25 protein-coding genes and 1 pseudogene are annotated in these 26,663 nt (G+C 68.2%); 19 read left to right on the top strand and 7 right to left on the bottom strand.

The genetic code is table 11. The annotated features are described in order from the left end of the window. Positions 1–65: 65 nt before the first annotated feature. The 3 genes from AB0877_RS12280 to AB0877_RS12270 all read right to left on the bottom strand — a co-directional run bounded on the left by AB0877_RS12280 (position 66) and on the right by AB0877_RS12270 (position 3,149). The gene (locus AB0877_RS12280) at positions 66–1,241 is read right to left on the bottom strand and encodes a zinc-dependent alcohol dehydrogenase (protein ID WP_366608633.1); all 1,176 of its coding nucleotides are present in this window, start codon (positions 1,239–1,241) and stop codon (positions 66–68) included. Further along, on the bottom strand, positions 1,238–2,158 hold the full coding sequence (locus AB0877_RS12275) for an SRPBCC family protein (RefSeq protein ID WP_366608632.1): 921 nt from the start codon (positions 2,156–2,158) through the stop codon (positions 1,238–1,240). The genes AB0877_RS12280 and AB0877_RS12275 overlap by 4 nt, the downstream gene beginning before the upstream one ends. Before the next feature lie 409 nt (positions 2,159–2,567). Beyond that, positions 2,568–3,149: a type 1 glutamine amidotransferase domain-containing protein gene (locus tag AB0877_RS12270; RefSeq protein WP_366608631.1), complete on the bottom strand. Its 582-nt coding sequence runs from the start codon at positions 3,147–3,149 to the stop codon at positions 2,568–2,570. Positions 3,150–3,384: 235 nt separating this feature from the next. Between AB0877_RS12270 and AB0877_RS12265 the strand changes: the two genes are divergently transcribed. The 3 genes from AB0877_RS12265 to AB0877_RS12255 all read left to right on the top strand — a co-directional run bounded on the left by AB0877_RS12265 (position 3,385) and on the right by AB0877_RS12255 (position 6,054). Then, positions 3,385–4,227: an aldo/keto reductase gene (locus AB0877_RS12265; RefSeq protein WP_366608630.1), complete on the top strand. Its 843-nt coding sequence runs from the start codon at positions 3,385–3,387 to the stop codon at positions 4,225–4,227. 166 nt (positions 4,228–4,393) lie between these two features. Further along, entirely contained in the window at positions 4,394–4,882 is a 489-nt protein-coding gene (locus AB0877_RS12260; RefSeq protein ID WP_366608629.1) for a hypothetical protein, read from the top strand. Beyond that, complete coding sequence (locus tag AB0877_RS12255) at positions 4,879–6,054, top strand: zinc-dependent alcohol dehydrogenase (RefSeq protein ID WP_366608628.1); 1,176 nt, start codon at positions 4,879–4,881, stop codon at positions 6,052–6,054. The genes AB0877_RS12260 and AB0877_RS12255 overlap by 4 nt, the downstream gene beginning before the upstream one ends. 57 nt (positions 6,055–6,111) lie before the next feature. Here AB0877_RS12255 and AB0877_RS12250 read toward each other — a convergent pair whose 3' ends face one another. After that, positions 6,112–7,242: a hypothetical protein gene (locus tag AB0877_RS12250; protein ID WP_366608627.1), complete on the bottom strand. Its 1,131-nt coding sequence runs from the start codon at positions 7,240–7,242 to the stop codon at positions 6,112–6,114. A 170-nt stretch (positions 7,243–7,412) separates the two neighbouring features. Between AB0877_RS12250 and AB0877_RS12245 the strand changes: the two are divergent. From AB0877_RS12245 to AB0877_RS12220, 6 genes and pseudogenes are all read left to right on the top strand, one after another. Continuing rightward, positions 7,413–7,513, top strand: a pseudogene (locus AB0877_RS12245) (IS5/IS1182 family transposase); the annotation flags it as partial. A 72-nt stretch (positions 7,514–7,585) separates the two neighbouring features. After that, positions 7,586–7,879 carry an NUDIX domain-containing protein gene (locus tag AB0877_RS12240; protein WP_366608626.1) on the top strand — a complete coding sequence of 98 codons (294 nt, stop codon included), beginning with the start codon at positions 7,586–7,588 and terminating at the stop codon, positions 7,877–7,879. Between the two features lie 189 nt (positions 7,880–8,068). Next, entirely contained in the window at positions 8,069–9,610 is a 1,542-nt protein-coding gene (locus AB0877_RS12235) for a phenylacetate--CoA ligase family protein (protein ID WP_366608625.1), read from the top strand. 128 nt (positions 9,611–9,738) lie between these two features. Beyond that, on the top strand, positions 9,739–10,053 hold the full coding sequence (locus AB0877_RS12230) for a DUF4188 domain-containing protein (RefSeq protein ID WP_366608624.1): 315 nt from the start codon (positions 9,739–9,741) through the stop codon (positions 10,051–10,053). Beyond that, positions 10,050–11,162, top strand: a complete 1,113-nt coding sequence (locus AB0877_RS12225; RefSeq protein ID WP_366608623.1) for a hypothetical protein — start codon at positions 10,050–10,052, stop codon at positions 11,160–11,162. Before AB0877_RS12230 ends, AB0877_RS12225 begins: the two co-directional genes overlap by 4 nt. After that, the gene (locus tag AB0877_RS12220) at positions 11,159–12,082 is read left to right on the top strand and encodes a hypothetical protein (protein ID WP_366608622.1); all 924 of its coding nucleotides are present in this window, start codon (positions 11,159–11,161) and stop codon (positions 12,080–12,082) included. The genes AB0877_RS12225 and AB0877_RS12220 overlap by 4 nt, the downstream gene beginning before the upstream one ends. A 463-nt stretch (positions 12,083–12,545) precedes the next feature. Here AB0877_RS12220 and AB0877_RS12215 read toward each other — a convergent pair whose 3' ends face one another. Then, complete coding sequence (locus AB0877_RS12215) at positions 12,546–13,622, bottom strand: YafY family protein (protein ID WP_366608621.1); 1,077 nt, start codon at positions 13,620–13,622, stop codon at positions 12,546–12,548. Between the two features lie 92 nt (positions 13,623–13,714). On the opposite strand from AB0877_RS12215, the gene AB0877_RS12210 reads away from it, so the two are divergent. Then, the gene (locus AB0877_RS12210) at positions 13,715–14,113 is read left to right on the top strand and encodes a VOC family protein (protein WP_366608620.1); all 399 of its coding nucleotides are present in this window, start codon (positions 13,715–13,717) and stop codon (positions 14,111–14,113) included. A 298-nt stretch (positions 14,114–14,411) separates the two neighbouring features. Here the strand turns inward: AB0877_RS12210 and AB0877_RS12205 are convergent, their stop codons facing one another. Next, the gene (locus AB0877_RS12205; protein ID WP_366608619.1) at positions 14,412–15,068 is read right to left on the bottom strand and encodes a nuclear transport factor 2 family protein; all 657 of its coding nucleotides are present in this window, start codon (positions 15,066–15,068) and stop codon (positions 14,412–14,414) included. A gap of 587 nt (positions 15,069–15,655) precedes the next feature. Here AB0877_RS12205 and AB0877_RS12200 point away from each other — a divergent pair. The 7 genes from AB0877_RS12200 (at position 15,656) to AB0877_RS12170 (ending at position 21,604) form a co-directional block, all read left to right on the top strand. Further along, the gene (locus AB0877_RS12200) at positions 15,656–16,291 is read left to right on the top strand and encodes a TetR/AcrR family transcriptional regulator (RefSeq protein WP_366608618.1); all 636 of its coding nucleotides are present in this window, start codon (positions 15,656–15,658) and stop codon (positions 16,289–16,291) included. After that, positions 16,264–16,653, top strand: a complete 390-nt coding sequence (locus AB0877_RS12195; RefSeq protein WP_366608729.1) for a DsbA family protein — start codon at positions 16,264–16,266, stop codon at positions 16,651–16,653. Before AB0877_RS12200 ends, AB0877_RS12195 begins: the two co-directional genes overlap by 28 nt. Positions 16,654–16,675: 22 nt before the next feature. After that, complete coding sequence (locus tag AB0877_RS12190; protein ID WP_366608617.1) at positions 16,676–17,659, top strand: NADP-dependent oxidoreductase; 984 nt, start codon at positions 16,676–16,678, stop codon at positions 17,657–17,659. A 69-nt stretch (positions 17,660–17,728) separates the two neighbouring features. Further along, positions 17,729–18,493, top strand: coding sequence for an SDR family oxidoreductase (locus tag AB0877_RS12185; RefSeq protein WP_366608616.1), 765 nt, complete (start codon positions 17,729–17,731; stop codon positions 18,491–18,493). 71 nt (positions 18,494–18,564) lie between these two features. Next, positions 18,565–19,167: an HD domain-containing protein gene (locus AB0877_RS12180; RefSeq protein ID WP_366608615.1), complete on the top strand. Its 603-nt coding sequence runs from the start codon at positions 18,565–18,567 to the stop codon at positions 19,165–19,167. Between the two features lie 722 nt (positions 19,168–19,889). Then, the gene (locus AB0877_RS12175; RefSeq protein WP_366608614.1) at positions 19,890–20,462 is read left to right on the top strand and encodes a sigma-70 family RNA polymerase sigma factor; all 573 of its coding nucleotides are present in this window, start codon (positions 19,890–19,892) and stop codon (positions 20,460–20,462) included. A gap of 77 nt (positions 20,463–20,539) precedes the next feature. Continuing rightward, on the top strand, positions 20,540–21,604 hold the full coding sequence (locus AB0877_RS12170) for a hypothetical protein (protein WP_366608613.1): 1,065 nt from the start codon (positions 20,540–20,542) through the stop codon (positions 21,602–21,604). A gap of 277 nt (positions 21,605–21,881) precedes the next feature. Here the strand turns inward: AB0877_RS12170 and AB0877_RS12165 are convergent, their stop codons facing one another. Further along, on the bottom strand, positions 21,882–22,133 hold the full coding sequence (locus AB0877_RS12165) for a hypothetical protein (RefSeq protein WP_366608612.1): 252 nt from the start codon (positions 22,131–22,133) through the stop codon (positions 21,882–21,884). An 87-nt stretch (positions 22,134–22,220) separates the two neighbouring features. Between AB0877_RS12165 and AB0877_RS12160 the strand changes: the two genes are divergently transcribed. Together AB0877_RS12160 and AB0877_RS12155 are read left to right on the top strand one after the other, a co-directional pair. Next, positions 22,221–24,353, top strand: coding sequence for an NACHT domain-containing protein (locus tag AB0877_RS12160; RefSeq protein WP_366608611.1), 2,133 nt, complete (start codon positions 22,221–22,223; stop codon positions 24,351–24,353). Further along, positions 24,350–26,662: an NACHT domain-containing protein gene (locus AB0877_RS12155; protein WP_366608610.1), complete on the top strand. Its 2,313-nt coding sequence runs from the start codon at positions 24,350–24,352 to the stop codon at positions 26,660–26,662. The genes AB0877_RS12160 and AB0877_RS12155 overlap by 4 nt, the downstream gene beginning before the upstream one ends. Position 26,663: the final 1 nt, after the last annotated feature.

Here is a 26,663-nt window from a genome sequence, read left to right as displayed (position 1 = left end):
GCGCCCGCGCACAGACGTCGCATCCGGCCACCGTGAGTGCCGCGGTGGCCGGATGCGGGTGGTGGTCAGGGTTTGAGGACGACCTTCTCGCAGTTGTCCTGCTTGTTCTTGAAGATCTCGAAGCCGCGTTCCGCCTGGTCGAGTGGCAGGGTGTGGGTGATGACCCGGGTCGGGTCGATCTCCCCACGTTCGATGCGCTGCAACAGCGGTTTCATGTAGCGCTGCACGTGGCACTGACCGGTACGCAGGGTCAGCGCCCGATTCATCCACGCCCCGGCCGGGAACTTGTCGAGGAAGCCGCCGTACACGCCGATCACCGACACGATACCGCCGCTGCGGCAGGACAGGATCGCCTGCCGTAGCGCGTGCGGGCGCTCAGTCTCCGAGCGGACTGCCTGCTTGATCCGGTCGTAGGCGTGCACGTGCGCGGCACCGTGGCTGGCTTCCATGCCGACCGCGTCGATGCACTTGTCCGGCCCCCGCCCACCGGTCAGTTCCAGCAGCCGGGACCGCACGTCCACATCCTCGAAGTTCACCGGCGTATGGCCCGCCCGTTCGGCCATCTGCAGCCGGTACGGCTCTTTGTCGATGGCGATGACCTTCGCCGCGCCGAGCGCCCGGGCGCTGTCCATCGCGAACTGCCCGACCGGACCGGCGCCCCACACCGCAACCACGTCGGTGGGCTGGATGTCGCACATCTCGGCGCCCATGTAGCCGGTGGGCAGGATGTCGGAAAGGAACAGCACCTGCTCGTCGGTGAGGTCGGCCTCGATCTTCAGCGGACCGACGTCGGCGAACGGAACCCTCGCGTACTGCGCCTGACCGCCGGCGAAGCCGCCGGTCAGATGCGAATAGCCGAAGATCCCGGCAACCGGGTGACCGAACATCTTCTCCGCGATCCCGGCGTTGGGGTTGGAGTTCTCACAGCAGGAGTACAGCTCGGCGGCGCATGCACCGCACGCGCCGCACGCGATCGGGAACGGCACGACAACCCGATCCCCGACGCGCAGCCGACCTGGGTCGACGCCCCGGCCGACCTCCACCACCTCGCCCATGAACTCGTGACCCATGACGTCGCCGTCCTGCATCGTGGGCACATACCCGTCGAGCAGGTGCAGGTCCGAGCCGCAGATCGCGGTGGAGGTGATCCGTACGATGGCGTCGCGGTCGTTGAGGATCTTCGGGTCCGGCACGTCACGGACCTTGACCTTGTTGCGGCCCGCCCAGGTGTTCGCCCTCACGCGTCTGCCCCCTTCGCGAGCTCGGAGTCCGACAGCGGTTGCGCCGGACGCTGCGGGAACTCCTTGCGGGCCCGCTTGCCCCACGGGGCGCCCTCGGATCGAACCACCTGACCGGTCTCCAGCACCTGCTTGAGCCGGCGCAGGTCGTCGTCCAGTTGCTGGTGCGGTTCCTCACCGAAGTACCTGGCGACCACCTTGCCGACCGGGCCGCCCGGGATGTCGTACGACATGACGACATGCACCTCGGTGCTGACCCCATCCGGGGCGGGAACGAACCGGACCGTGCCGGCGTTCGGCACGTCGGCGTTCCCGGTGGACCGCCACGCGATCGTCTCCCCGGGTCTCTCGTCGATGATCTCCGCGTCCCACTCGACATTCTTGCCGAAGGGCGCGCTGGCGGACCAGTGGCTCGTACGGTCGCCGGTGGCGCGAATCTGCTCCAGGTGGGCCATGAACGTGGGCAGGTTGTCCAGGTCACGCCAGAACGCGTAGACCGTGGGCGGGGGTTTGCGGATGGTTGTCGTGGCTGTCAGCTCCATGGATCCTCCTTCGCGTGTGCCTCGTACCGCCGGCCCTGAGCTCATCCTTTGCACGCGGGTGGCCTGCATGGCGGTCAGCAGGTCGACCACCGTGATCCCGACGATGGCACCGGTGACACCGACGAGACGGCGCCGGCGGTGCCCGCTACGGTGAGCGATGGCGACCCCGAGGGAGGCCAGGTCCATCGCGTCGCCCACGACCCGGGTCCACGCCCAGATGCCCTTGCGCCGGCTCGTCAGGAGCCCGGCTGCATGGACCAACTCCCGCGCCCCGACCAGTGGCACCACGGCGCGGGAGGTCGAGGAGTCGTCCACCCCGCTGATCCGGCGCACCGTGTCCGGTGCTGCCAGCTGCGCCACCCCCAGGCCGAGACTCATCCAGCCGAGCCGGCGCCCTCGCCGTCGCACGTCTTCCCGTCTGACCTGGGCGGCCTCTCGGGTTGCTAGTTGAGTCACGGGTAGCCTCCATCCGGTCACAGCCCGGCCGAGCCGATCCGGCTCAAGAAGTCCGGGACGAGACTCATAGAGACCCGCATACCCCTCGAAAATCACCTCAACCGCACATCAGTCGCGGCACGGAGGTGATCCCTGTCCTGCGGCTCAGCAAGGAGTGCGGGCCGCTACCGCCAGCAGCGGTACGCCCAGGTCGTCGTCGACCCCTGCCAAGCGCCTGTATCCGGACGTCGATCCAAGAGCCTCACCGCGGCGGCGCACCGACCGGCGAAGCGCCGCCGCGGTGCGGACTCAGGCCCGGTTCTGCTCCTCTGGTTCCTGAGCCCTCACCACGTCAGGCGGTCGCCATCTGGCGGACGTTCTCGCCCTGGGCGAACACCTCGACCATCTTGGCGCAGAACGCCGGAAGGTCACTGGGGTTGCGACTGGTGACCAGGCCATTGTCGACCTGTACCTGTTGGTCCACCCAGTTCCCGCCCGCGTTGCGGATGTCGGTCCGCAGGCTGGGGAACGAGGTGACGGTCCGGCCGTTGACCATGCCGGTCTCGACCAACGACCACGGGCCGTGGCAGATCGCCGCCACCGGCTTCTGTTGCTGAAAGAACGCCCGGACGAAGTCCATCGCCTGTGGGTTCATCCGGAGCCGGTCGGGGTTGACCGTCCCGCCCGGCAACAGCAGGGCGTCGTAGTCGGCCGCGCTGGCCTCGTTCACGGTCCGGTCCACCCGATAGCGGTTGGCCGGGTCGATGTCCTGGTTCATGGACTGGATCTCGCCGGAGTTCAACGAGATCAGGTGCACCTCGGCGCCCGCCTGCTCCGCGGCGGCCCGGGACTGGGTGTACTCCACGTCCTCCACCCCGTCGGCGGCGAGACAAGCGATTCGTTTGCCGGTCAGGGGCTGCTGGCTCTGCGCCATTTCGGGTGGCCTCTCCCTCGCGGCGCCGCCCCGTCGACGGCGCATCGTTTCGCTCACGGCCGCCTTCCCGGTGTTGGAACCGAGAAACAGGTCACCGAAGGTCGCTCAGGGATAGACGGATAGGTGCGCCCGCCGATGCGGCGGGGCCCGGAGGGCGGGTCGCCGTACGAGACTGCCTTCGCTCGAAGCGGGTAACGCACTGATCCACTGGCGCCGAGGCCCCGGAAAGGCCGACATGACTCTCCCCACCGCTTCGGTCGAACTGCCGTCCGGTCAGACCATGCCCATACTCGGCCAGGGCACGTGGTACCTGGGTGAGCGCCCCGCCAGGCGACGGGATGAGCTGGCGGCCCTGCAGGCTGGCCTGGACCTGGGCATGACCTTGATCGACACTGCGGAGATGTACGGCGACGGCGCCTCCGAGGAGCTTGTCGGCGAGGCCATTGTCGGCCGGCGCGGAGACGTGTTCCTGGTCGACAAGGTGCTGCCGTCCAACGCCAGCCGCCAGGGGGCCGTGCAGGCCTGCCGCCGCAGCCTGCAACGACTCGGCGTCGATCACATCGACCTCTATCTGCTGCACTGGCGCGGCTCACATCCACTCGCGGAGACGATCGAGGCCTTCGCCGAACTCGTCGACGCCGGCGACATCGGACAGTGGGGCGTGAGCAACTTCGACCTCTCCGACATGACCGAGCTGCTCGAGGCCGGCGGGGACGACTGCGCGACCAACCAGATCCTGTACAACCTCACGCGGCGCGGACCTGAGTACGACCTGCTGCCGTGGCTCCGTGAACACCGGATCCCGGTGATGGCGTACTCCCCGATCGAGCAGGGCAGGCTACTCGGCCACGACCAGGTCGCGGAGGTCGCCGCCCGGCACGGGGCGACGCCCGCTCAGGTCGCGTTGGCCTGGGTGCTGAGGCAGGAGATGGTCGCGGCAATTCCCCGATCGTCCAACTCGGAACACACCCGCCAGAACGCGGAGGCGCGCGATCTGCACCTGACCGAGGAAGACATCGCGGCACTCGACAGGGCGTTCCCGCCACCTGCTGGCCCGCAACCCTTGGAGATGTTGTAGGGCCGGCGGCCGTTCCGGCGGGAGCAGTGCCGGTGCCGTGACCAGCGGAAACTCCGCGAGTGTCACAAACACCCCCTGCGAGGCCCGCCCTTTATGAAAGGGTTTGCTCTGAAGGTTGCCGATTTTCGACGGTGCCGAACGAGCAGACCAGGTGACAGGGGCGGACATGAGGTGGCTGATCGGTGGTGCGGTCGCGATCGCCGGCGGGATGATGGTCCGGCGCCTGCTCGCTGGGGGTGGCCGGGGCGGTGACCAGTGGCAACGGGTTCAGGGCCGGCGGCGCGGGGCGCGGTGGCATGTGGCAACGGTGAACCGACCGGCCGGTGACGTCGCCCCGGGCGGCCGGTTCCCCGAGCCGCTGGCCGGGCTTGGCGACGCCGTCGAAGTCCAGGTCCGGCCGGCCCCCGGCGACCGGGGGACCGAGATCGCCGTACGGCTGCGCGACGGCGCCCGACTCCCTGCTGCCGCCGCGGCCCGACGGGTCACCGGCCGGGATCCGGAACAGGCGATCCGGGCTGCGCTGCGAGAGTCGAAGCAACTGATCGAGACTAGTGAGGTCCTGCATCCGGACTATCCGCCCACGACCGAGCCGACTCCGACGAACAAGCCACTGCGAGTGGCCACCGCACAGGGTCGACGGGAGGGACGGCTGTGAAGGCGCTGGTCTGGGAGGGGGCCAACGAGCTCGCGGTGCGGCAGGTGCCGGAGCCGCAGATCCGCAACGAGCAGGACATCATCGTGCGGGTCCGTCGGACGGTGACCTGTGGGTCGGATCTGCACCTGCTCGGCGGGTACATCCCGTTCATGGAACGCGGCGATGTCCTCGGGCACGAGTTCCTCGGCGACGTCGTCGAGGTCGGCTCGCAGGTACGTAAGCACAAAGTGGGCGACCGCGTCGTCGTCTGCTCGTTCGTCTCCTGCGGCAAGTGCTGGTACTGCCAGCAACAACAGTTCTCGCTCTGCGACAACGGGAACACGAACCCGATGATCACCGAGAACGTCTGGGGTGCCGCGCCCGGAGGCTGCTACGGCTACTCGCACGCCCTCGGGGGCTTCGCCGGCAGCCACGCCGAGTTCATCCGCGTCCCCTACGCCGACCAGGGTGCCTTCACCGTCCCGGACGAGGTGAGCGACGAGCGCGCGCTCTTCGCCTCCGACTCCGCGCCGACGGGATGGATGGGCGCTGACCTCGCCGGGGTCAAACCGGGCGATGTCGTTGCGGTCTGGGGCGCCGGTGCGGTCGGACAGATGGCGGCTCGGGCGTCGGTGCTCCTCGGTGCCGATCGGGTGATCGTGATCGACCGACTCGACAACCGGCTCCAGATGGCGCAGACACATCTCGGTGTCGAGACGCTGAACTACGAGCAGCAGGACGTCAGCGGCGAATTGTTGGAGCGCAGTGGCGGTCGAGGCCCCGACGTGTGCATCGAGGCAGTGGGGATGGAGTCGCACAGCAGCGGTCCGCAATTCCTGTACGACCAGGTCAAGCAACAACTGCGCATCGAATCCGACCGCCCGATCGCCGCCCGGGAGGCGATCTACAACTGCCGCAAGGGCGGCAGCGTGTTCATCCTGGGCGTGTTCGCCGGCCTGGTCGACAAGTTTCCCCTCGGAGCGGTGATGAACAAGGGGCTCACGCTGCGCGGCGCACAGCAGCACGGACAGCGCTACATTCCCATGCTGCTGGAGCGGATGGCCCGCGGCGAACTGGTCACCGAACATCTCGCGACACACACCATGCCGTTGGACGAAGCGCCGCGCGGCTACGAGATGTTCAAACAGAAACTCGACGGATGCGTGCGAGCCGTCTTCCAGCCCACCAACTGATGATGCCGTCGCCAGTACCCGTCGCTCCTACCCCGGACCCGGCAGCGGGGGCCCCGCTCAGCTGGCGCCGCTGGACCGCTCCATGCTCTTCTCGTCCTGCCAGCCCCCGGGTTCGGGATGGTAGCCGTATGCGGCGGCCCGGACGGTTTCCTCGTTTTCCAGCCCTGAGCCGATCGCGCCGCCGACGGTGGCCAGTGAGCTGGTGATCCAGGCGAGCGTCAGATAGTCACCGGTGTGCACCGGCCGCTGCAGAACCTGCTCGAACACGGATGTGTCGATCAGCAGCGCCCCGACGAGCACCGTTCCCACGAACAGCACCACGTAGGACACCGCTGTGGCCAGACTGAGGGTGAGAATCGTACCCAGGTTGAACAGCCGTGCCAGCTCGGCCGGTGTCTCGCGGCTCGGCTTCTCCCATAGGTCGTGCCCAACGATCAACCAGGCCACCAACGCGCCCAACCCGAGCACCATGATCACGGCCAGCCGGAGTCCGCCGAGGGCATCACCCATCTGCCAGATGGTGTCCGTGGTGAGCGCGAATGCCGCCGTGCCGAACGCGCCGACCAACAGCTTGGACAGGCCAAGCAGGGCCCGTCCAGGACGGTTGGCGCGAACCATGCCGGTCAACAGTCGCACCCGGCCGATCAGCCCCGAGGCGACGTAGCGCCGCTCACCGGCGTCGGCCCCGTCGATCACCCGACGGACAGCGGGAAGATGTCGTGTCGTCTCGGCCGGTCCCCGGCGTGCCGGCGGCACCCGGTGATCGGCGGCGTCGGCCAGCAGTTGGCCCACCAGATCCGGGACTGCTGCGCGGACCGCGTGCATCTGGCGCAGTCCCAGCGCGGGCAGGGAAATTATCCCGACGTGGCGTCGGCCAGAGGTCTGAGCGACCAGAGGCGCCCGCTCAAAATGCAGTGGCAGATCGGTCAGGCAGATGGCGACGTCCCACTGATCGTCGGTGCGCCGCCGGGCAAGCTCGTCGAGCAGCGCCTCCGCGCCGCCATCGCGACGGGGCGCCACCTTCCCCCAGCCTTCTCGGACGGTCCACCGCACGTCCGGGCTCACCCGTGCGGTGAGCCCGTCGATGAGCTCCGCAGTGAGCCTCGCAGCCACCCGGGCGGGCTGGTCCGGTGGGGTTGCCACCAGTCCCACGACTACTTCCGGGCGATGTCGTTCGCTCTGGGTCACCGCTGCTCCTCACCGGTAGCCGGCAGGCCGCAGAGGGGGATGCCCGGACTGATCCAGACAGCGGCAATGCGACGCCTGCGTAGAACTGGGCGGCGGCCCGCCCACGCAGCCTAAAGGACCGCTCCGAAGGGTGCAGCGGATTCGCTGGGCCTAGGTGCCATCTTCACCCTCGAACCTGGAAGATGCTGGCCCAGCTGCGCTGCTGCCCACGCCGATCGTGCACGCCATCCTCGTCCTGCACCACGTCGAAGCCGATCGCTACGCACCATGAAAGGGCCTCGCCGAACGCCGGTCACGCGAAGGTCGTCGCCGGCTCGCTAAGGTCCGGTGGGGAGGTACACGGATGAGTTTCCGGCTGGCGGCATATGCCGTGTGCATCGACGAGGGGCGTGTGCTGCTCGCCCGTCATGTGTCGCCGACGGGGGACACCCACTGGACCCTTCCGGGTGGCAAGGTTGAGCAGGCGGAGGATCCGTTCGATGCTGTGGTGCGGGAGGTCGCCGAGGAGACGGGCTGCGTTTCGGTGGTCGAACGCCTGCTAGGCGTGGACTCGCGGGTGATTCCGGCCGCTGAGGCGCATCTGGCGATCGAGCATCAGAGTCGGTCTGAACGTCGATATCAGATGTCGGCGGCCTGATTCGGCACTGACGTGCCACCCGGGCAACGACAGCTAGCAGTCAATGAGCTTGGAAAAGGCTCACTGTTCGGTCCCCGAGCCGACCCGGCCTCGTCCCGAACTCGTGGCAACCCGCGGGGGTTCGAATACTCAGGAGGGCTGAGTATTCGTCATCAGGTGGCCGGCTCGACCGACCCCTAGTGTTGCCGCGTGGTGACATTCCTGCGTCGGTGGACCCTGCGGGCCGCGAGCTTCGCTCTGACCTGGCTCTACACCCTCTACCGGATCCATCCGGCGGTGTGGCGGCTCACGGCACGTCAGTACCGCCCCTACATGGGCCGCTTCGCCCGGCTACACGCCTGGATGACCTGCCAGTTCGCCGCGATCGACGTGCCCGCGTACGGGGTCTTTCTCCGCCGCCACCACTGGCGGTTCCGCTGGTTCGATCTGTCGTCCTACCCGCCCACCGACAAGCGGTCGTACGTGCAGGCGTACCCGGAGGCGCAGCGTTGCCGGCACGGGCGGATCGAGATCGCCGGCAGCGTGGTCGACGAGTCGTCGGGCTCGTCCGGCCAGCCGTTCAACTGGATCCGCAGCCGCCGTGAGCTGCGCTCGGTGCACAAGAACCTGGCCGGCTACGCGACGATGGTGTTCCCGTCCGAGCGGCGCTTCGTCATCAACGCGTACTCGATGGGCGCCTGGGCCACCGGGACCAACACCGGCATCGCCATGTCGGCGATCGCGATGGTCAAGAACACGGGACCCGACCTGCGGAAGATCGTCGACACCCTGTCGTACTTCGGCCCCGGCTTCGACTACATCGTCACCGCCTACCCGCCGTTCCTCAAGCACCTGCGCGACCAGCTCGACGCCGTTGACTTCCCCTGGGCCGAATACCGCATCAGTGGACTGGTCGGCGGTGAGGGGATGACCGAAGCGCTGCGCGACTACCTGGAGGAGCGCTTCGTCAAGGTGCGCTCCGGCTACGGGGCCAGCGACCTCACCATCGGCATGGCGGGGGAGAGCGACTTCAGCGTCTGGGTCCGCCGACAGCTGCGTACCGACGCCGCGCTGCGGACCGCGCTGCTCGGCGCGGACGAGCACCGGCTGCCGATGGTCTTCCAGTACAACCCGCTGGAGACCTACCTGGAGACCACAGCGGACCACGAGGTGCTCTGCACGATCAACTCCACGGCGGTGCTCAATCCCCGGGTCCGCTACAACATCGGCGACGAGGGCCGGCTGATCTCGTACCCGGATGTCCTGGCCGCGATCGCCGACCCCGCGGCGCGGGCCGCCGCGGACCGTGCCTGGCAGGTGGACCGGATGCGTCTACCACTGCTGTTCCTGTACGGCCGCAAGGACAGCACGATCTCCTACATGGGCGCCAACATCTACCCGCAGGACGTCGAGTACGGCCTCTATGCCGGCAATCCCCAGGCGCACCTGCTGCAGAGCTTCTGCCTGGCGGTGACCGAGCAGGCCGACCTGGAGAGCCGGCCGGTGGTCAACCTGCAACTCCGCGAGGGCCTGGCGCTCGACCCGGTGCAGCGGCGGACCCTCACCGACACCTGCCGCGCGGGGGTGTTGCGCCACCTCGCCGAGGTCAGCCGGGACTTCGCCGAGTCCCTCGCCGAGGACCCGACCGCCGCCGACCTGCGGGTCGAGGTCCACGAGTACGGCACCGGCCCGTTCGCCGACGCGGCGTCCAGAGTCAAGAATGTCTACCTGGTGAAGGGCGCCCCGGCATGAGGACCACCGACTTCTCCGCCGCGCCCCCGGTGGGCCAGGCGACAGCCATGTTCGTCGGCGCCACCCGTTAACGGGGGCCGCGCTCGATCATCACGCTCACCCGGACCTGGATCCGAATGGTCCGGCAGATGAGACAGATGGACGGATACCGCTGGCACACCGTCTACTACCAGTTCCCGTTCACGCTCGGCACCATCGCCTTCTTCAGCGACCGTGACGCGCTCCTGACGTTCGCCCGCAGCCGTCATCACCGGGACCTCATGTGCTGGGTGACCGATCACGGCACGAAGAACGCGACAGGCGGCTACATCCGCCTCTACAACGCCGAGCCCGAGGGCTACAGCAACGGCATCTGGCGCGCCGAGGCCGACGTCATGGCACACATACCCACGTTCACGCCGCTCTCGCGTGAGACGTCCGGCCCGCCGGTGCACCGCGCATGAGAGTGGACCCCGTGCAGTCGCGGGCCGACCTGCGCGCATTCGTCGACTTCCCGCTCCGGCTCCACCCGACCGACCGGTACGTACCCCTGGTGTCCTCGGTCATCGCGGCCCACCGGGACGCCGCCGAGCTGTTCGTGGTCCGCGACCGACGCGGCGAGGTCGTGGGACGCACCAGCATGCACCGCAGCGCGCCCCTCGACGACAAGATCGGCCCACGACAGCTGTTCGGGCACACCGAGTTCGTCGACGACGACGATGTCTTCGCCGCCATCATGGACGCGGTCGCGGCCCGGGCCGACGGTCGACACCTGTTCGGGCCGGTGGCCCTGCTGCCCAACCAGACCGGCGGGGTGATCACCTCCGGCTTCGCCGACCGTGGCTTCGTGGACTCGGCGTGGAACCCCGCCTACTACCCCAGAATGTACGAGCGGCACGGCTTCCACCGTCGCTTCGAGGCCGACACCTGGCTAGTCGACCTCGCCGGCACGGCCACGGCTGCTCGGCCCGCCGCCGGTGCTCCGGCCGGAACCGACCACGGGTTCACCTTCGACGATGCTCGGATGGCCGCCGAACGGCTCGTCGTCCGGCACGGCTCCCGGTGGCACCTGCGCAGCCAACTGCCGATCCTGCGCCGGATGCTCAACGCGAGCTTCGCGCAGTTGGGCTACTACACCGACATCTCCGCCGAGCAACTGGCGGAGCAGACCGACGGCCTGGCGTTCCTCCTCGACGAGGCGCTGCTGCTCTGGCTGGAGAAGGCCGGCCGACCCGTCGCCTTCGTCGTCACCGTGCCGGACATCTCCGACTACCTGATGAGCGTCGGCGGTCGGCTCGGCGTAATCAATCAGCTCCGGCTTCTCGCCACCCGCGGCCGGTACCGGCGGGACGCGGTCCTCATCATCAAGGGCACCGTTCCCGACGAGCAGGGCAACGGGTACCTGACGCTGCTGTCCCGGGAGTTGCATCGCAACCTCGCCCGCAACGGCTACCGGACGCTGCGCAGCACCTTCGTCGAGCGGACGAACGTCGCTTCGGCCGCTCAGTACCGCCGCGCGGGTGGGCGGCCACTGCACGGGTACACCTTCTACGAGCGAGGAACAGCGGCGTGAGTTGGGTCGAGCAGCTGCGGGCCACCGAGGCGATCTGCCGCCGGGCACCAAGCGCACACAACACGCAGCCGTGGCGACCGGAATACCACGCCGACGAGATCACCATCGACGTTGATCCCGCGTGCCGCCTGCCCGACTCCGACCCGACCGGGCGTGACCTGACCCTCGGTATCGGCGCGTTCGTCGAGACATCCCTCATCGTTTCCGCCGAACTCGGCCTCACCGTCACCGTGGCACCCGGTCCACGACTGGTCCCCGCGGCACACCGGTACGCGACTCCGTTCACGATCGCCGACATCGAGGCCCGCCGGGTCGCCCGTGGTCCATACGCACCCGGGTACGTCGACGACGCCGTCCTCGCCGATCTCGAGCCGGGTGTCGCGCACGTCCCGACCCGAGATCTCGTATCGGACCTGGCCGTCGCCGACCGGTGGATGTTCGGCACACCTGCCGTCGCCGTGGAGTTGCGGGACTGGCTGCGTCTCAGTCCACGCCATCCGCGATATCACCTCGACGGACTCACGGACCGGGCGCTCAGCCTGTCCCGGACCGAGGCGCGTGTCCTGTCCGCCGCGCTGCGCGCGTACCCGGCCACCCGCCGACTGGGCCTGCCGGCGCTGCTGGCCGCCAGCGGCCGCGGCCTGTTGCGCTACGACGGCAGCGTCCTGGTCCTCCTCGCCGTCGACGGCGACGACCAGATCAGCTCGGGCCGACGTCTGCTGCGTACGTGGCTGGCTCTCGCCCGGCACGGCCTGGCGGTCCATCCGCTCAGCCAGCTCATCGACTGCCCCGCGACCGCCGGTCGGCTCGCCGAGCGGGTCGCAGGCCTTCCGCTCGCCGTGTTTCGCGTCGGCCGACCCCGCACCGCCCCGGTCCGTTCGGCCCGCCGCGGCGAGCAGTCGACAACTCAGCCGGGATAGCGTGATCTCGCCGCCGTGACCGGGCCGGGGTTGGTGGCGGGCGACGCTTGCCCGGCGTTTCCCGGCCGCCATCGGCCAGAGCCCGGTCGCCTCCCTGACCCAGTGGCGGATGGACCTCGCCGCCGCCCGCCTGCGGAGCGGCTCCGATCGGTCGAGGCCATCGCCGCGTCTGTGGGTCATCTCTCGGTACCCGCACCGTCTGCGTTTCAGGCTGGTGGTTCCGCCGGAGGCCGAGTTTGCCGGTAGACCTCGGCCTTGTCGGCTGGGGGTGCGTCACGAAGCACGGTGGTGATGGCGCCGAGCGCGGTCACCAGGGTCGTGATCTCTTCTTGGCTCGTCCGGCGCGGGGTGGTGCCCGCGAGAGTGCGGTAGCTCGGGTTCCGCGCGGGCGCGTGCCATCTTCTTCGTGCCTCGGATGGTGAACGTCCTCGAGGGCTCACAGCCCTCTGATCTCGGATGTCCGTCAAATCGGGTCAGGCCCACCGTCCGTGTCGTTCGGATCTCGGGACTGGCCAGCGCACGGCCAGCACGGGCTGCCGTTATCCGTGAGGCGGACTCCACGGGCGGAGGTCGCAAGCCGGTCGGCGAGCGCGATGACGAGATCGCGGAGTTCATCCGGTCGCTCGATGACAAACGGCCGGTCGAGCGACGCGAGCACCGGAGGCAACCAGTCGAGCCGCTCCGCCCACAGCTCGACGCGCAGCCAGCGCTCGGTCTCCGGATCTGCATCTGCCCCGGACGGTGACTCCTCCACGCTCGCCACGCTGGGGGGAAGTCGGGCGCGGACCTGCTCGACCGTCCCCTGGATCCACAGTGTCACGTGATGCCGGTACGGAGCCTTGGCGAGCCCTGAGAGGACGCGCTGCGCCGGATCGAGTCCGGCGGGCGGCTCGAACGCGCCGGGCAGGGTCCTCGCGTCGGTGATGCGATCCAACCGGAACGTCCGGTCTTCGCCGATCCCGGGATCCGCGCCCGTGACGTACCACCGGCCCGAATGGGCGACGAGCCCGTACGGGTGCAGGGTGCGCTCGCTGTGCCGCCCGTCGGCGGCGGTGTACCTGATCGAGACCGGCCGTCGATGGTGCACGGCATCGGCGAGAGAGAGCAGAAGCACGGTCTCCGGGACGGCGAACTCGCCTGCCGGCGCCGTGAAGGTGAGGGATTCGAGCACAGTGTCGAGCCGGTGGGCGAGCCGCTTGGGCAGTACCCGCCGGATCTTCGCCGCCGCCGTCTCACTCGCCGTGCCCGTCGCCGTCATCAACCCCGCTCGGCGACCGGCGACCAGGCCGAGCAGCACGGCGAGCCCTTCGTCGTCGCTCAGCATGAGCGGAGGCATGCGGTATCCGGAGGCGAGCCGGTACCCGCCGTAGCGGCCGCGCACCGACTCGACGGGCACGTCGAGCTCGATCAGGTGGTCCACGTACCGCCGCACGGTGCGCCCGTCGACGCCGAGCCGGTCGGCGAGTTCGGCCACCGTCCGGCTGCCGCCCGACTGTAGGAGCTCCAGCAGAGCGAGCACGCGAGCGGTAGGTCGAGCCATGCGTGGAACTTAGCGTAAATGTGGACCGATTCTGTCCGGTATTGGTCCTAGCATGCGAGATAGAACGGCTCCACCGGAACAAGGAGATCACGATGAACTTCGTCTCTACCCGCATCATCACGGACGACGTCGTCCGCCTCGTCGACTTCTACGAGCGAGCCACGGGAGTGCAGGCGAGCTGGGCCAACGAGGACTTCGCCGAGGTCAGGACCACCTCCGCGACGCTTGCGATCGGCAGCACCCGCACCGTCCCGCTGTTCGCGCCTGGTGCAGCCCGGCCGGCCGACAACCGTACCGTCATCATCGAATTCCTCGTGGACGACGTGGACGGCGCGCATCAGAACCTGGCCGGCCTCGTCGAGAACTTCGTCAACGAGCCCACCACGATGCCCTGGGGCAACCGGTCGTTACTGTTCCGCGACCCCGACGGCAACCTCGTCAACTTCTTCACCCCGGTGACTCCGGCCGCCATCGAGAAATATGCTCGCTGACGACAGTGCAGCCCCCGACAGGTACCTCCGGCCGGGACGCGGGATCTCGGGGATCCCGGTGAACGCGACGCCGTGTGCGACACCTCGTGGGCAACGTGGAACAACCTTTGGCTGGCTGATGCACACCGCTGGCTCGTCCGCGACTACGAGACCCTTCCCCGACGCACCGGGGCGATGATCCGTTGGGTCATGGCTAACACAATGAGCCGATATCTCACCGGAGGTTCCGCCCCAACCTGGGCATGTGGCTCGGAAGGTGGTGGCGTGTCGGGTTACGCAACCCGACACGCCAGCTGCCTCACCTGCCGTTCGTGGTTGTTCGCGGGGTGCTGGGGTTCGACGGGGTCGTGGCCGCCGGAGGAGTCCAGGCGGGCAGCGGGTCCATCCAGAAACGGGTCAGCAGTACCGAATGGATGAGCCACTTACCGTTGACCTTCTTGTAGGTCTCGCGGTATTGCCCGTAGCCGTTGTGCCCCTCGGGAGCGTTCGGGCCGGCCGGGAAGGTAAGGATGTCTTCCATCGACCATGTTCCGGACGCGGTGTTCGGTCCCGTGATCGTGATCTCTGGCATGGCTCCCGAGTGGGCTGATGGGGCGGCGCCGGTGAGGTCGCGGATCGTGTGGGCGAACTCCTTCGGTGATTTCCAGGTGATCCCGTCAGTCACGAGCTGGGCATCGGGCGTGAACAGCGCGGCCAGGTCATCGTGCTTCTTCTCGTCCACGAAGCGGAAGTAGCGGGCCTTGAGCTGGTGGATTTCCTCGATGTCTTCCAAGCGCTGCACCCGGTCGGCGAGTGACTTGGAGGAGGCGCTCGTCGAGTGGTCGTTCGCGCTCGCCGCCTGGGAGGTGAGGGCCGCTATGCCCACCCCGCCGCCGACCAGTAGCGCAGCCGCCGCGGCCGCTGCGCTGACCCGTGATCGCAGCGAGGTTGCCCGACGAACTTCTTGCTTGCTCATGAGCTGGTTCCTTTCGTCTCGGTGACGGTCTTGGACGCTCGATCGTGTGCCTCCGTGAGGCGAAGACCCTAGACCGGACAATCCGCGCATTACGCTTCAGCCGTCTATGCGGACGGAGTCCGTCCGCTTCTAGCTGACAGCGAGCCTAGCTCAAGAGGACGAAAGTCGTCCGCTTCTGCTGGTGGTCGACGCGGTGACCCTGGCCACCGTCTTGAAGCACCGGAGCGGGCCGCCTCGGGCAGGTGCCGGCTGAGCCGAGTGGACCAGCATTGGTCGGCGCGGGCGCTCGACGGGCGGGGTCGGGCTGGCAGATCGGCCCGGACGGCAGCGTGCCCCGTCGCGCCAGGCGAATGGGTGGCCGAGGTCACCTTGCGGAAGGCATGAAAAACGGACGGCTCCCGTCCCATTGAGCTAGAGTCAAATACGGACGACTTCCGTCCGCCTAGAGGTGCTCGATCGAGTGATGGCTGCGCAGGGAGGCTCCGTGAGTCATTTCCATTTCAACGAAACCGTCCGGCCACGGCACGCGTCGGAGGCGGTCGGAGGCAGTGAAGAGCGCCGGATCCCTCATGTCTGGCCTCGGCCCCATGTCTGACGTTCGGGCGGACGCTCGCCGAAACCGACGCCAACTGATCGTCGCGACACGGGAGGCGATCGCCTCCCGTGGGCTCGACGTGTCGGCTCTGGACATCGCCACCGCCGCGGGTGTGGGAGTGGGCACGTTGTACCGCCGCTTCGGCACCAAGGAAGCACTGCTCGACGCCGTGGTCCTCGGCCTCTATGACGAGTTGGGCGAGGCCGCGCAAGCTTGCATCGAGCGCCCGGATCCATGGAACGGGCTCGCCGAGTTCGTGATGGAGTTGGCGGGAGCACATCGGGACAGTCGGGGTCTGGCCGAGGTCACCGCAGCGTGTGAAAGGCCGCCGTCGCCCGAGTTGGCGCAGCGGACCGCCGCACTGCAGGAAGCCGTCATCCGGCTGACCGAGCGGGCGCACGCCGCCGGTGAACTGCGTGCCGACGTGACCTGGCAGGACATCATGATCTGCTCACGGGCGCCGCTGGACACCGACCACTGCCTCGGTGTCGACGCGGGACCCGACGGGTGGCGTCGAGTTGTCACCATCCTGCTCGACGGTCTGCGCGCGCCCGGGCGAACACCCCTTCACGGACCCGGGCCACAGATGAGCCCAGCAGGATCATCGGAAACGCCGCCGCCGACGTAGCTCCGAGCGTCTACGACTCCGAGCAGCAGGTGGAGATTGCCATCCGCGCGGGACTCGACGAGGCCGAGGTACGCGCCGTGCTCGCCCACAGGCGGGCGTACGCCGATGAGGTGCGCAGAGACGAGGACGAGGCCGCGCGACTAGGCATCACCAGCGTGCCGTTCTTCGTGATCGACCGGAAGTACGGCGTCTCCGGCGCCCAGTCGGTCTGGGCCTTCTCCGAGGTACTGAGGCAAGCCTGGGCCCAACGCCAACCGGAGCTGACCGTCCTCGGTGCTGGAGACCAAGCCGGGTGCGACGCGCACGGGTGTGAACTGCCGAGCGGCAGGACCACCGGCGAACCGAGTGCACCAGTTATTTGATGGACCACGAGAGGAAGATGTTGTGCGAGCTGTTGGTCTACACGAATTCGGGGCGCCGGAGGTGCTGCGCGTCATCGAACTGCCGGAACCGCATGCGGGCGCCGGCGAGGTTCGAGTACGCGTACACGCGGCGGCGGTGAATCCGTCCGACACCCTGCTGCGCTCGGGCGTGCACGCGTCGGCCCTGGCCGGGGTGCCAGGGCCCTACGTGCCCGGAATGGACGTCGCGGGCGTGGTCGACGAGATCGGCAGGGGTACGGTCACCGATCTGTCGGTCGGTGACCGGGTGATGGCGATGCTCCTGCCGGTGACGCCGACCCCCGAAGGCACCCTGGAGAACAGCGGTGGCGGTTACGTCGAGTACGTGGTGCGTCCGGCCAACTGGGTCGTCCGCGCGCCGGCCGGCACCAGTCATGAAGCGGCGGCGACGCTGCCGATGAACGGACTCACCGCACTGCTCGCACTCGACCAGATGGCGCTCGCGCCAGGCTCGACCCTGGCCGTGGTCGGGGCCGCCGGAGCGCTCGGCGGCTACCTGGTTCAGATGGCCAGCAACGCCGGGCTGACCGTGGTCGCCGACGCCGCCCCGGCCGACGAGGCACTGGTCCGGGAGTCCGGTGCAGCCATTGTGGTGGCCAGGGGATCCGAGGTCGTCAACGGTATCCGGGCGCACTTCCCGGATGGTGTGGATGCCGTCGCCGACGTGGCGCTGTTCGGAACCATGCTGTTCGATGCCGTACGCGACGGTGGCACCCTGCTCCGGATCCGTCAGGCCGACGAGCCCGGCGGTTACCAGGCCGCGAGCACCCGGGGCATCACGGTGTTGACGCCGTTCGTGCCCGACTACGCCGGCCGGACGGACAAGCTGGACGAGATCCGTCGGCTCGCCGAGGCGGGTGTACTCATTCCGCGGGTGGCGAAGGCGCTCCCCGCCGCCGAGGCACCCGACGCGCACCGCCGATTCGCCGCCGGCGGTGTCCGCGGCCGTCTCGTGCTCACCTTCTGACCCACGCAGCGACCACCCAGCCTGAACCATCCACTGAGACACCCCACTGACAAGAGACAAGGATCAACTGTGTCCACCCGTTTTGCAGACAAGGTCATTCTGATCACCGGTGCCACCTCCGGCATGGGCAGGGCCACCGCCGAGCGGGTCGCCGCCGAGGGAGCAAAGGTCGTCCTGGCGGCCCGCAGCAAGGACACCGGCGACGCGTTCGCCGCCGAACTGCGTTCCGCCGGGCGCGACGCCCTCTTCGTGCCGACCGACGTGACGGTCGAGGCCGAGATGGCGCGGCTGGTCCAGCAGGCGGTCGACCACTACGGCCGCCTCGACGGGGCTTTCAACAACGTCGGCGCGGCCACCGCGTACGGCCCGGTAACCGACATCAACGGTGACGCCTGGGGTGCCGAACTGGCACTCAACCTCAACAGCGTCTTCCACGGTCTGAAGCACCAGATCCCTGCGCTGCAAGGCTCCGGCGGCGGTTCGATCGTGAACAACGCGTCCAACCTCGGTGTCACCGGTATGGCGGGCATGGCGGCCTACAGTGCGGCCAAGCACGGCGTCGTCGGGCTCACCCGGTCGGCGGCACTCGACGTGGCCGCGACGGGCGTGCGGATCAACGCGCTTGTCACCGGTGGTGTCGACACCCCTCTGCTGCGCGGAAACATGGGCCCGAACCCGGAGGAGGCCCTCCGTTCTGCCGGTGCCATGCACCCGGTGGGCCGTATCGCAAGGCCCGAGGAGATCGCCGCGTTCGCGGCCTTCCTCCTGAGCGACGAAGCCCCGTTCGTCACCGGAGCCGCGCTCGCGATCGACGGCGGCCTGACCGCCGTCTGACGGCTCCGTATCCCGCTGAGGGGCGTCGACAGAACTGATCTCGGTGCCTCGGGCACTGCTAGCAGGTTTGGATGGGCATGTTCGACAGTCTCGTGCACACAGTTCCTGGCGGGCCGGCAGCTTTGGCCCTTCTCAACGATGCCTGTGAACCGGCGATCGTTCATCACAGCATCCGGGTTCTGCGGTATGCGCTGGCACTGCGCGAGCAGGACAACCTCGACGTTGAGGACGAAGTGCTGGTGCATAGCTGCCTCCTGCACGACATTGGGGCGTCGAGGCTGGCGAGCGGTCCAGAGCGCTTCGAGGTGCAGGGCGCCGACCTGGCTGTCAACCTGCTCATTGGGCAGGGTTGGAGGACGGACCGACTCGAAGCTGTGTGGACGGCGATCGCCGTCCACACAAGCCCTCATATCGCCGAGCGCATCAGCGCCCCTGCCCGTCTAGTGCGGCTTGCCGTGCGGGCCGACTTCAGCGACGACCTGATCACCCCGGAGCTGCGGCGCGCGACCGAGGATGATCTGCCCCGCCTGGATGTCGAGCGCGTGCTCAGCGGAGTCGTCGTCGCACAAGCGGAAATCGACCAGCGGCGGGCGCCCGGTGGTAGCTGGCCTGGCGATCTGCTGGCCGCCCATCGGTGCGGTTCAGGTCCGGACGCGCGGCTTGCTGGATTTTGACCACAATGCGTGCGGTCGCTGGGCGACCGCACGCATTGTGGAGCGGGTTCAGGCGGCGGTGAGCCCGCCCGGTCAACGCCTCGGCGGATGCGCGCGGGGCGGCGGTAGCGGCGGGTCCTTCGAAGTAGTAGCGCAGAGACGCCGCATGGCAGCATGCGCCGATCAGGAGGGACGCGACCGCGCCAATGCCGCAGGTCAACGCCCGCACACTCGGCCGCAGTCTGCTGATCGGTCAAACGCCGGTCACTCGTGACCACGTTGGCTGTAGCGCATGTCGGTTGATGCTGGTCGAGGCGCACCAATCTGCGCGGACAGCTCAAGGGACCGCCCGATGTGCCGCGCCGGCATTCGGACCAGCCGTAGGCCGTACGCGACCGTGAGCAGTGCGGCGTTCGTCGTCAGACCCCGATGACCGGTCGCCGCCGGCGCGGCCTGCTGCGCCGTACAGCCGGGCCAATGGGGACGTTGCACCCCGTGTGATGGCTGCGCTTCAGGGTGATACGTCAGCCGTCGATGCCGTCGATGAGCTGCCGCTTCTCCCACTTCGGCCCTCGGTTGCGGCCCGGTGCCACGCTCCGGCCCACGCTCAGCGCGCCGCAGCCGCTCATGCCGCCGAGAGGTCGCTGTCGGGCGACCTGCTCGCCGTCGGGCCCCGGGGGCTGAACACTTTCCCGTCTGATCGGCAATGTCAGGGTGAAGCGCGGACTTTGCCGAGGAGGGCCATGGCTTCGGATGCGGATTTGATAGGCCGGTCGCTGGATGGCGATGCCGACGCCTTCGTCGAGGTGGTCGAGCGTCATGAGGCTGCCGTCGGTTCGTACCTCGTTCGCCGGGTTGGGCGGGATGCCGCTGAGGACCTCCTGGGCGAAGTTTGGGTCGCGGCGTTCGAGTCGCGGCGGTCGTACGACCGGTCGTACAACGATGCGCGGCCATGGCTGTACGGGGTGGCAATGAATCGTTTGCGGCGCTACTGGCGGTCCCGGCCGGCCGAGGACCTGGTCGCGGACGTGCCGGACATGGCTCCTGGATGGGATCCGTGGTCGGCGGTGGACCTCGGCGTGGACGCCCGGGCGGTGCTCCGGTCGGCCCTCTCGCGGCTCAAACCCGAAGAGCGGGAGGTCCTGAGGCTCGTCGCCTGGGAGGACCTGACCGCGGCTGACGCCGCGCGGGCACTCGGCATACCGGCCGGCACCGCGCGGCGGCTGCTGAGCCAGGCCAGGACGGCATTGCGCGACGCCCCGGGGGTGTCCGCGCTTCTGAAGGACCGCAACAGCGCGAAGGAGAGACACCGATGACCGACGAGCTCGATCTGGTCGGTGCGTTGGGAAGCGCAGAACCACTACGCCCGGAGGCGTACCAGCGGGCGCGGGCGGTGCTGCGGGCGGCGATGGCCGACCCCGCAACCGTGCCGCTGCTGGGCGCGGGAGCAGCGGCGGACACGACTATGGAGGCGACTTCAACAATGGACAGGACGACAACCGCGCGGGCCCACGAATCCAGCCCGGCGCCTCAGCGCCGCCGCGGGATCGGTATCGCGGGCCGATGGGGCATCGGCGCCGGGGTGGGGGTTGCCGCCGCGGCGGCAGTCGTCGCTGTGGTGCTCACCTCGTCAGCGACCGGGGGCATGGAGGCCGGCAAGGATTCGTCAGCCGCCGCCTCGGGCTCGACCACCGTCGACGGTTCGGCCGAGCACGCGCCGCTGATGACCCTGGCCGGGTCCATCAAGACGGTCACCCCGGCGGCGGGCGACGCGTGGCTGGTGAAGGCGACGCAAGTCCACGGCACCAAGACCATGCAGGTTGTCTACACGCTGTACACCGACGGTCACGCGATCTACACGGGTAGCAGCGTGAAGGACATCAAGCGGGCGATCGTCCGTCAGCAGGACCAGATGACGGACGGTGGTTACGCCCCGCTCCTCGAGGCAGCCGTCGCCGCGGCGGAGAGCAGCCCGGCCGACGGCCGGACCCTCATGCTCAAGGCAGCCGAGGATCCGCTGGTGGGCCTCGACCCCGCAGCGCAGAAGGCGGTGTGGGACAAGCAGCAGGCGGACGCTCAAGTGATCATCAAGCAGAAGGGCGGCAAAGTCGAGCCGAAGCTGTACAGCCCCCAGGCCGTTCAGCGGCACTTCGACAACGCCCTGTGGACGTACAGCACCCAGGCGCTGTCCGCCGGCGACGGCAACACGCAGGTCCGGGCCGGCGTGCTGCGTCTGCTGTCCACCATCTCCGCGGTCAGCGTCGAGAACTCGACCACCCACGGCAAGGCCACCCTGACGATCACCGCCGGCCCCGAGGTGTTCGGCGGTGAGGGCAGCGAGGTGCTGACCATCGACGCTCTGACCGGCATGCTGGTGAAGGACGTATCGACCGTGCCGGGCCTTCCCCGGGCCTCCACGACGTACGAATCCTCCCGCGTGACGACGGCCGAGCTGTAGGCCGGGAACTCCCAGCCACCAGCATTCGGCAGACGGGCGGGCGTAACGCGCCCGGCGTTCGATACGGTGCGGGCCGCCTGCGGGCGGTCCGCACCGTCGGCGTTGGCCGTCGGGTTGACGGGCGTCGCGCCGTCCGCATAGGAAGGCTCAAAGGACGAGGAGTTGGTCTGCCCGGTACCGACTTGTGTCGCGGCGCTGCACGAAAGACGTCCTGAGTAGACGCCTCAGATGGTGACCTCTTCGCTGGGCGGAAATATCAGCCATCGTGTTTCGGTCGTCAGCTGGATGACACCACTTGATCAAGGCCGTTGCCGACGCGGCATGGCTCTGGACGATCGGCATGGCTCTGGACGATGCGGTAGACCGCGAGCTGTACGCCCCGGCCGAGGCTGTGCAGCTCGTCCGGCGTGGAATAGGTGGGTGGCAGCCCGGCTGCCCGCACGCTCGGGACCGGCCGGTCGAGATCGTCGATGCCAACTTGTAGGCCGTTGGCCAGAGACGCCGGGAATGTCGGTTCGGGCTCGTTCACTGCTGACCGTGTCTTGAGCCGCCCGGCGGGCACCGCGCATCTACGCTTCGTCTCTCCGGGCTGATTCAGGATGGGAGGCTGCCGCCGGTGAGTCGGGTCAGCAAGAAGACTGAGCTGCGACTCGCCGACGCGCTGGTGAAGACGCTGGCCGCGGTGGTCTTACCCGGCGTAGGTGGGACTCTGGCGGGCGAGCTGGGTGCCTGGCTCGTCGAGAAGAAGCTCGGGACCGCCGACCAGGGAATACAACTGGCAAAGGAGATCGAACGGACCATCGACGACGTCACAAGGAAGCTTCTGCGCAACCTGGTCAGCACCTTCCCGTCGCATGACATCGAAGCGGCCGCGATAAAAGTCGTCGCGACCATGGATTCCGTCGAACTCGATCTCAGCGGCCTGGTCGACCTCGGCCTCTCGGGCGAGCGGCTGACCGCTTACTACCTTGCTTCCGCGCCACCCGACCTGGAGGCGGAGCTCGGTGAGGCAGCCGCCGCCTACCGCATGCTCCTGGCCGAGATCTGCTATCGGATGGCCCAGCTGTTCCTGGAGAACGCGTACGTTCACGGCAGGATCCTGCGGGAACTGCTGGAACGCCGTCGGGGCGAGGACACTGCCCTCTTCGAACGCAAGATCGAGTGGGAAGACGACGAGTTCACCTGGGATTACCGCTTCGAGGCTCGTGACCTCATGCCGACACTCGATGTGTCCGGCCCGAGCAGGGCGACAATCGAACTTCCGCTGGACACGGTGTTCCAGGAACCGGCAGCCGTCCTCGACATTGACGGCAGCGACTGCGGCTGGATCGTGCGAGGCCCCGCTGGCTCCGGCAAGACCTATCTACTGCTGTGTCTCGCGCTCAAAGCCCTCGCCGGCGGCCTTCCGGGGCATCTCGCCGCGTGGGGTCCGAAGGTTCCGCTCTACCTCGACCTGGGTGGCGACAGCGCCCCGGTGCCGGCGGACGCAATGGCCAGATTCGACGGGCGGCTCGCGAGCCGCGCCCCGAGGGGCTGGGAGGAGCGCCTGATCAGGGACGGTAAGGCGATCCTGCTCATGGACAATGTTGACGTTCACGCCGTTCCTCCCAGATTGAGGAAGATCAAGCAGCTGGTGCGCGACGCGATGGGCTCCGGCTGCGTCGTCCTCGTCAACACCCGTTCGGCCGTGCCCGCCGCCTGGACGGCCGAGCTCGGCCTGCGCGAGATCAAGCTTCGGGAGATGCTGCCGATCGAGGTCGACCGCTTCATTGTCGGCTGGCACGCGGCAGTGGCCGAGGAGTGCGCCACGGAAGAGGAACGGAAGGCGGTACGAGCGGCGCGGGACGGGCTCCTCATGGCCGTCGGTCGGTGCTCGGACATACGTGGCCTGTGCGCCGTCCCGATCTTCCTTGCTGGGCTCTGCCGGGAGCTGCTCGGCGGGGGACTCACACTCCCAGACGACCGGGCCGCGCTCGTCGAGCGGATCCTTCGGGCGACGAGCGCGACCGACCCGCTGAGCCCGGCCGACGGAGAGACGGTTTCGGTTGACGACTGGGACGACCTCATCGAGCTGGCGCACTGGTCGACGCAGAACGACGAGGAGTTCACCGCCGCGCAGGCCGCAGCGTGGCTGAGGACCACGCCGGCGCGTATCGGCGAGTTGGCGCACCGGCATCGTCTCCTCCGACACTGCGACCGTCAGCGTTTTGCCTTCGTTCAGGACACGGTGCGTCAATCGCTGGCCGCCCGATTCCATGCGCAGCGCGAGTTTCTCGGCCAGCTCGTCGATTGGGCGGCGACTCCGGAGAAGCGGCGTGCCGTGGTGGCCGCCGCAGCCTGTCTTCCGAAGTCGGTCGCGAGCGAGCTGCTGAGCCGCCTCGCCAATGCCAGGCAACTCGGCACGGCTCGCGCGGCGCTGCAGGTCATGCAGCAGGTCGATCCCGACAAGCGTGAGCGGATAGCCGGCCTTACGGCCGACCTGGTCCCGCCGCGGTCGCCGGAGCTGGCCGCCCAAGTCGTGGCGATCGGGGAGGTCATGCTCGACCTACTGGCCCAGGAGGAATTCGTTGGGCCTGAGACAGCCGCGTGTGTGATCGCGCTTGCCCGGCCCGAGGACCTCGCAGCCGTGGCGACGGTCGCTGCCACGGCTGACGCGGCGACGCGGAAGATGATCATCGAGTCATGGAATGATCGGCCGGAGAAGGCGGCGTTGGCAGAGATGATCCGGCATCGGGAGGAGCGGGGATGATGGAGATGCTGCCCGTGATGTCGCTCAGCTCCAGCGTCGTCCGCATCGTCATGGAGTATTGGCTTGGCGAGCAGAAGGCCCCGGGCGAGCCGCTAGATGAGTTCCTGGACGCGCAGGTCCCAAACGCCCTCGATCGGCGTCGCCTCACCCGGCAGCTTGAGTCGCTCACCGGCATCGTCATGGCGAGCATCTCCGCTGATCTGGAGTACGAACAGCTCGACGACACCTCGCGGTCGAGAGTCGTCGACACCGTGCGCCTCAGCCTGCACCAAGCCGCCCTGTCACCCGCCGATCTGAAGGACGCCGGGCTTGAACCCGCCCGGCTGATCACGGTCATCTGGGAACGATCGACAGTTGCGAACGCCCTGGACCTCACTGAGCCGGAACGACGCTTTCACGACGTGCTCCTCGCGAAGACCGCCTCCGTGTTGATCACCGCCGCGTCCGCGTTCCCCGAATCCAGCCCGTACGTCGTAGCCGAGCTTCTCCGCGACGGAGGCGAGATCGGCGGCATAGTGCGAAGCAGGCTCGGCGAGTTGCCCACGGCCGGCGACGATGCCTACCGCCTGGCGATCGTCACCAGCCTCGACCAAGCCGAGATAGTCGGCTTCACGCTGCCTGCCGCGATGCGCAAGTTCTCGCTCAGTAAGACTTACAGCCGCCCCCGGATAACGGTCAAGGGCGACGAGATGCCTGTCGAGTGGGCGCTGGCCGATTCCCGCAGGCTTTACCTGACCGGCCCAGCGGGTTCCGGAAAGACGGCACTAATGCGCTGGCTCGCCGTCGACGGAGCGCGCAAGTCCCTCGATGGCCTCCTTGCGACGCACAACGAGCTGCTGCCGATTTACGTGCCCGGAAGCCGGCTGGGTGACACCCCGGAGAAGGAGCCGAGCTCCGTCGTCGACTTCATTTTCCAGTATGCCCGCCCATCGCTGCGGCCGAGCTTGTCGCCCGCAGAGCTGAATCGACGATGCGACCAGGGCAACGCAATTCTGTTGATCGACGGCCTCGACGAGTTTGGGCAGGGGCACCTTCCCAGGATCCGCAAGTGGCTGAACCAGCTTGTCGAGCGTTATCCAGAGTGCCGCTTCGTGGTCTCGTCCCGCCAGGCCGCGATCGACCCGGCGTACCTCGCGGACCTCGGCTTCACCGTCGCCTCACTCAAACCGCTGGATGACTCGGGCGTGACCGACCTGGTCACACGTTGGTTCGCCACGGTTGGCCCGGTTGTACCGGAGCGGACGGGCCGCAGGTTGCCGATCCAGCTCGGCAAGGAAGTCGTTCGACTCATCCGTAGTAATCCGCAGCTACGCGAGCTGGCCACCAGCCCCTTGATGTGCACACTGGTCTGCGGTGTCTATCTCGACCGAGGCCCCGAATGGCTCAGGGGATCCAACGTCTATGAGGCATTCGTGGAGATGCTGATCGAACGTCGGGACGTTGAACGAGGACTTGGCCGAGTGCGGTTGCCTCGTTCCATCGCCTCGATCTTCCTCGAGGAGCTGGCCGGTCTGATGCTTCAGGAGGGATGGATCGAGTTACCCCGCAGCCGGGTGCTGGATCAGTTTGCGCTCACCAGCCGTAGCCTGACCAAGCAGGTACCGGATCCCTCAGAAGTCCTGGACTCGCTCCTGGTGGAGAGCGGCGTCCTCGTCGAGCCGGAGAAAGGCCGAATCCGGTTTCTGCACTTGACCTTCCTGGAATACCTCGCTGCACAGAACATTTTGCACAATGGCCGGGCCGATATGCTGGTGGCACGTGCCCATGAGCCACTCTGGCGTGCGACGTTCGTTATGGCCGTCGCGCAGGCCCGGCACCGCGAGGCCGAAAAACTGGTTCTGCTGCTGGTCGCCCGCTTCGAGGGCGACCCGCACCGGCGCAGGGTGCTCGCGGGCGTGCTGCAGGAGTGCCTACAAAGCGCCCAACGGCTCGAGCCCTACGTGCGGGGGCGGGTGAATGACGTCGTGGAGCAGTTGTCCCACGAGTTCGACGAGTCCTGGCAGCTCTGGCTGAGCACGTCTGAGTCGGCCGTCGCCGACAGCTTGGAGTCCTGGCTGCTAGCCGAGCCGGCCCTTCGGCGTGAAGGTGGCCTGGCCTTCGTCGCGAACCGTCGTGCCCGGCAACACCCGGCCCCGTACGGGATGATGGGCTGTCTGTCTCTCACTATGACTGGTCTGATACCGGTCGGCGACCTTGTGAACGCGATGACCGCCTGGCGAGCGGCCCAGCACGACCAGAACCACTTGGAAATCGTCCTGGTCGTTCCCGAATCCTCTGTGTCTATCCGGATCTCGCCCCATTACCCGTAGC

The sequence above is a fragment of the Micromonospora sp. NPDC047644 genome, from assembly GCF_040704315.1.
In the GTDB taxonomy this organism is placed as follows: domain Bacteria; phylum Actinomycetota; class Actinomycetes; order Mycobacteriales; family Micromonosporaceae; genus Micromonospora.
Note: the sequence above shows the minus strand (reverse complement) of the source record. Positions and strands in the feature narration are given on the sequence as shown.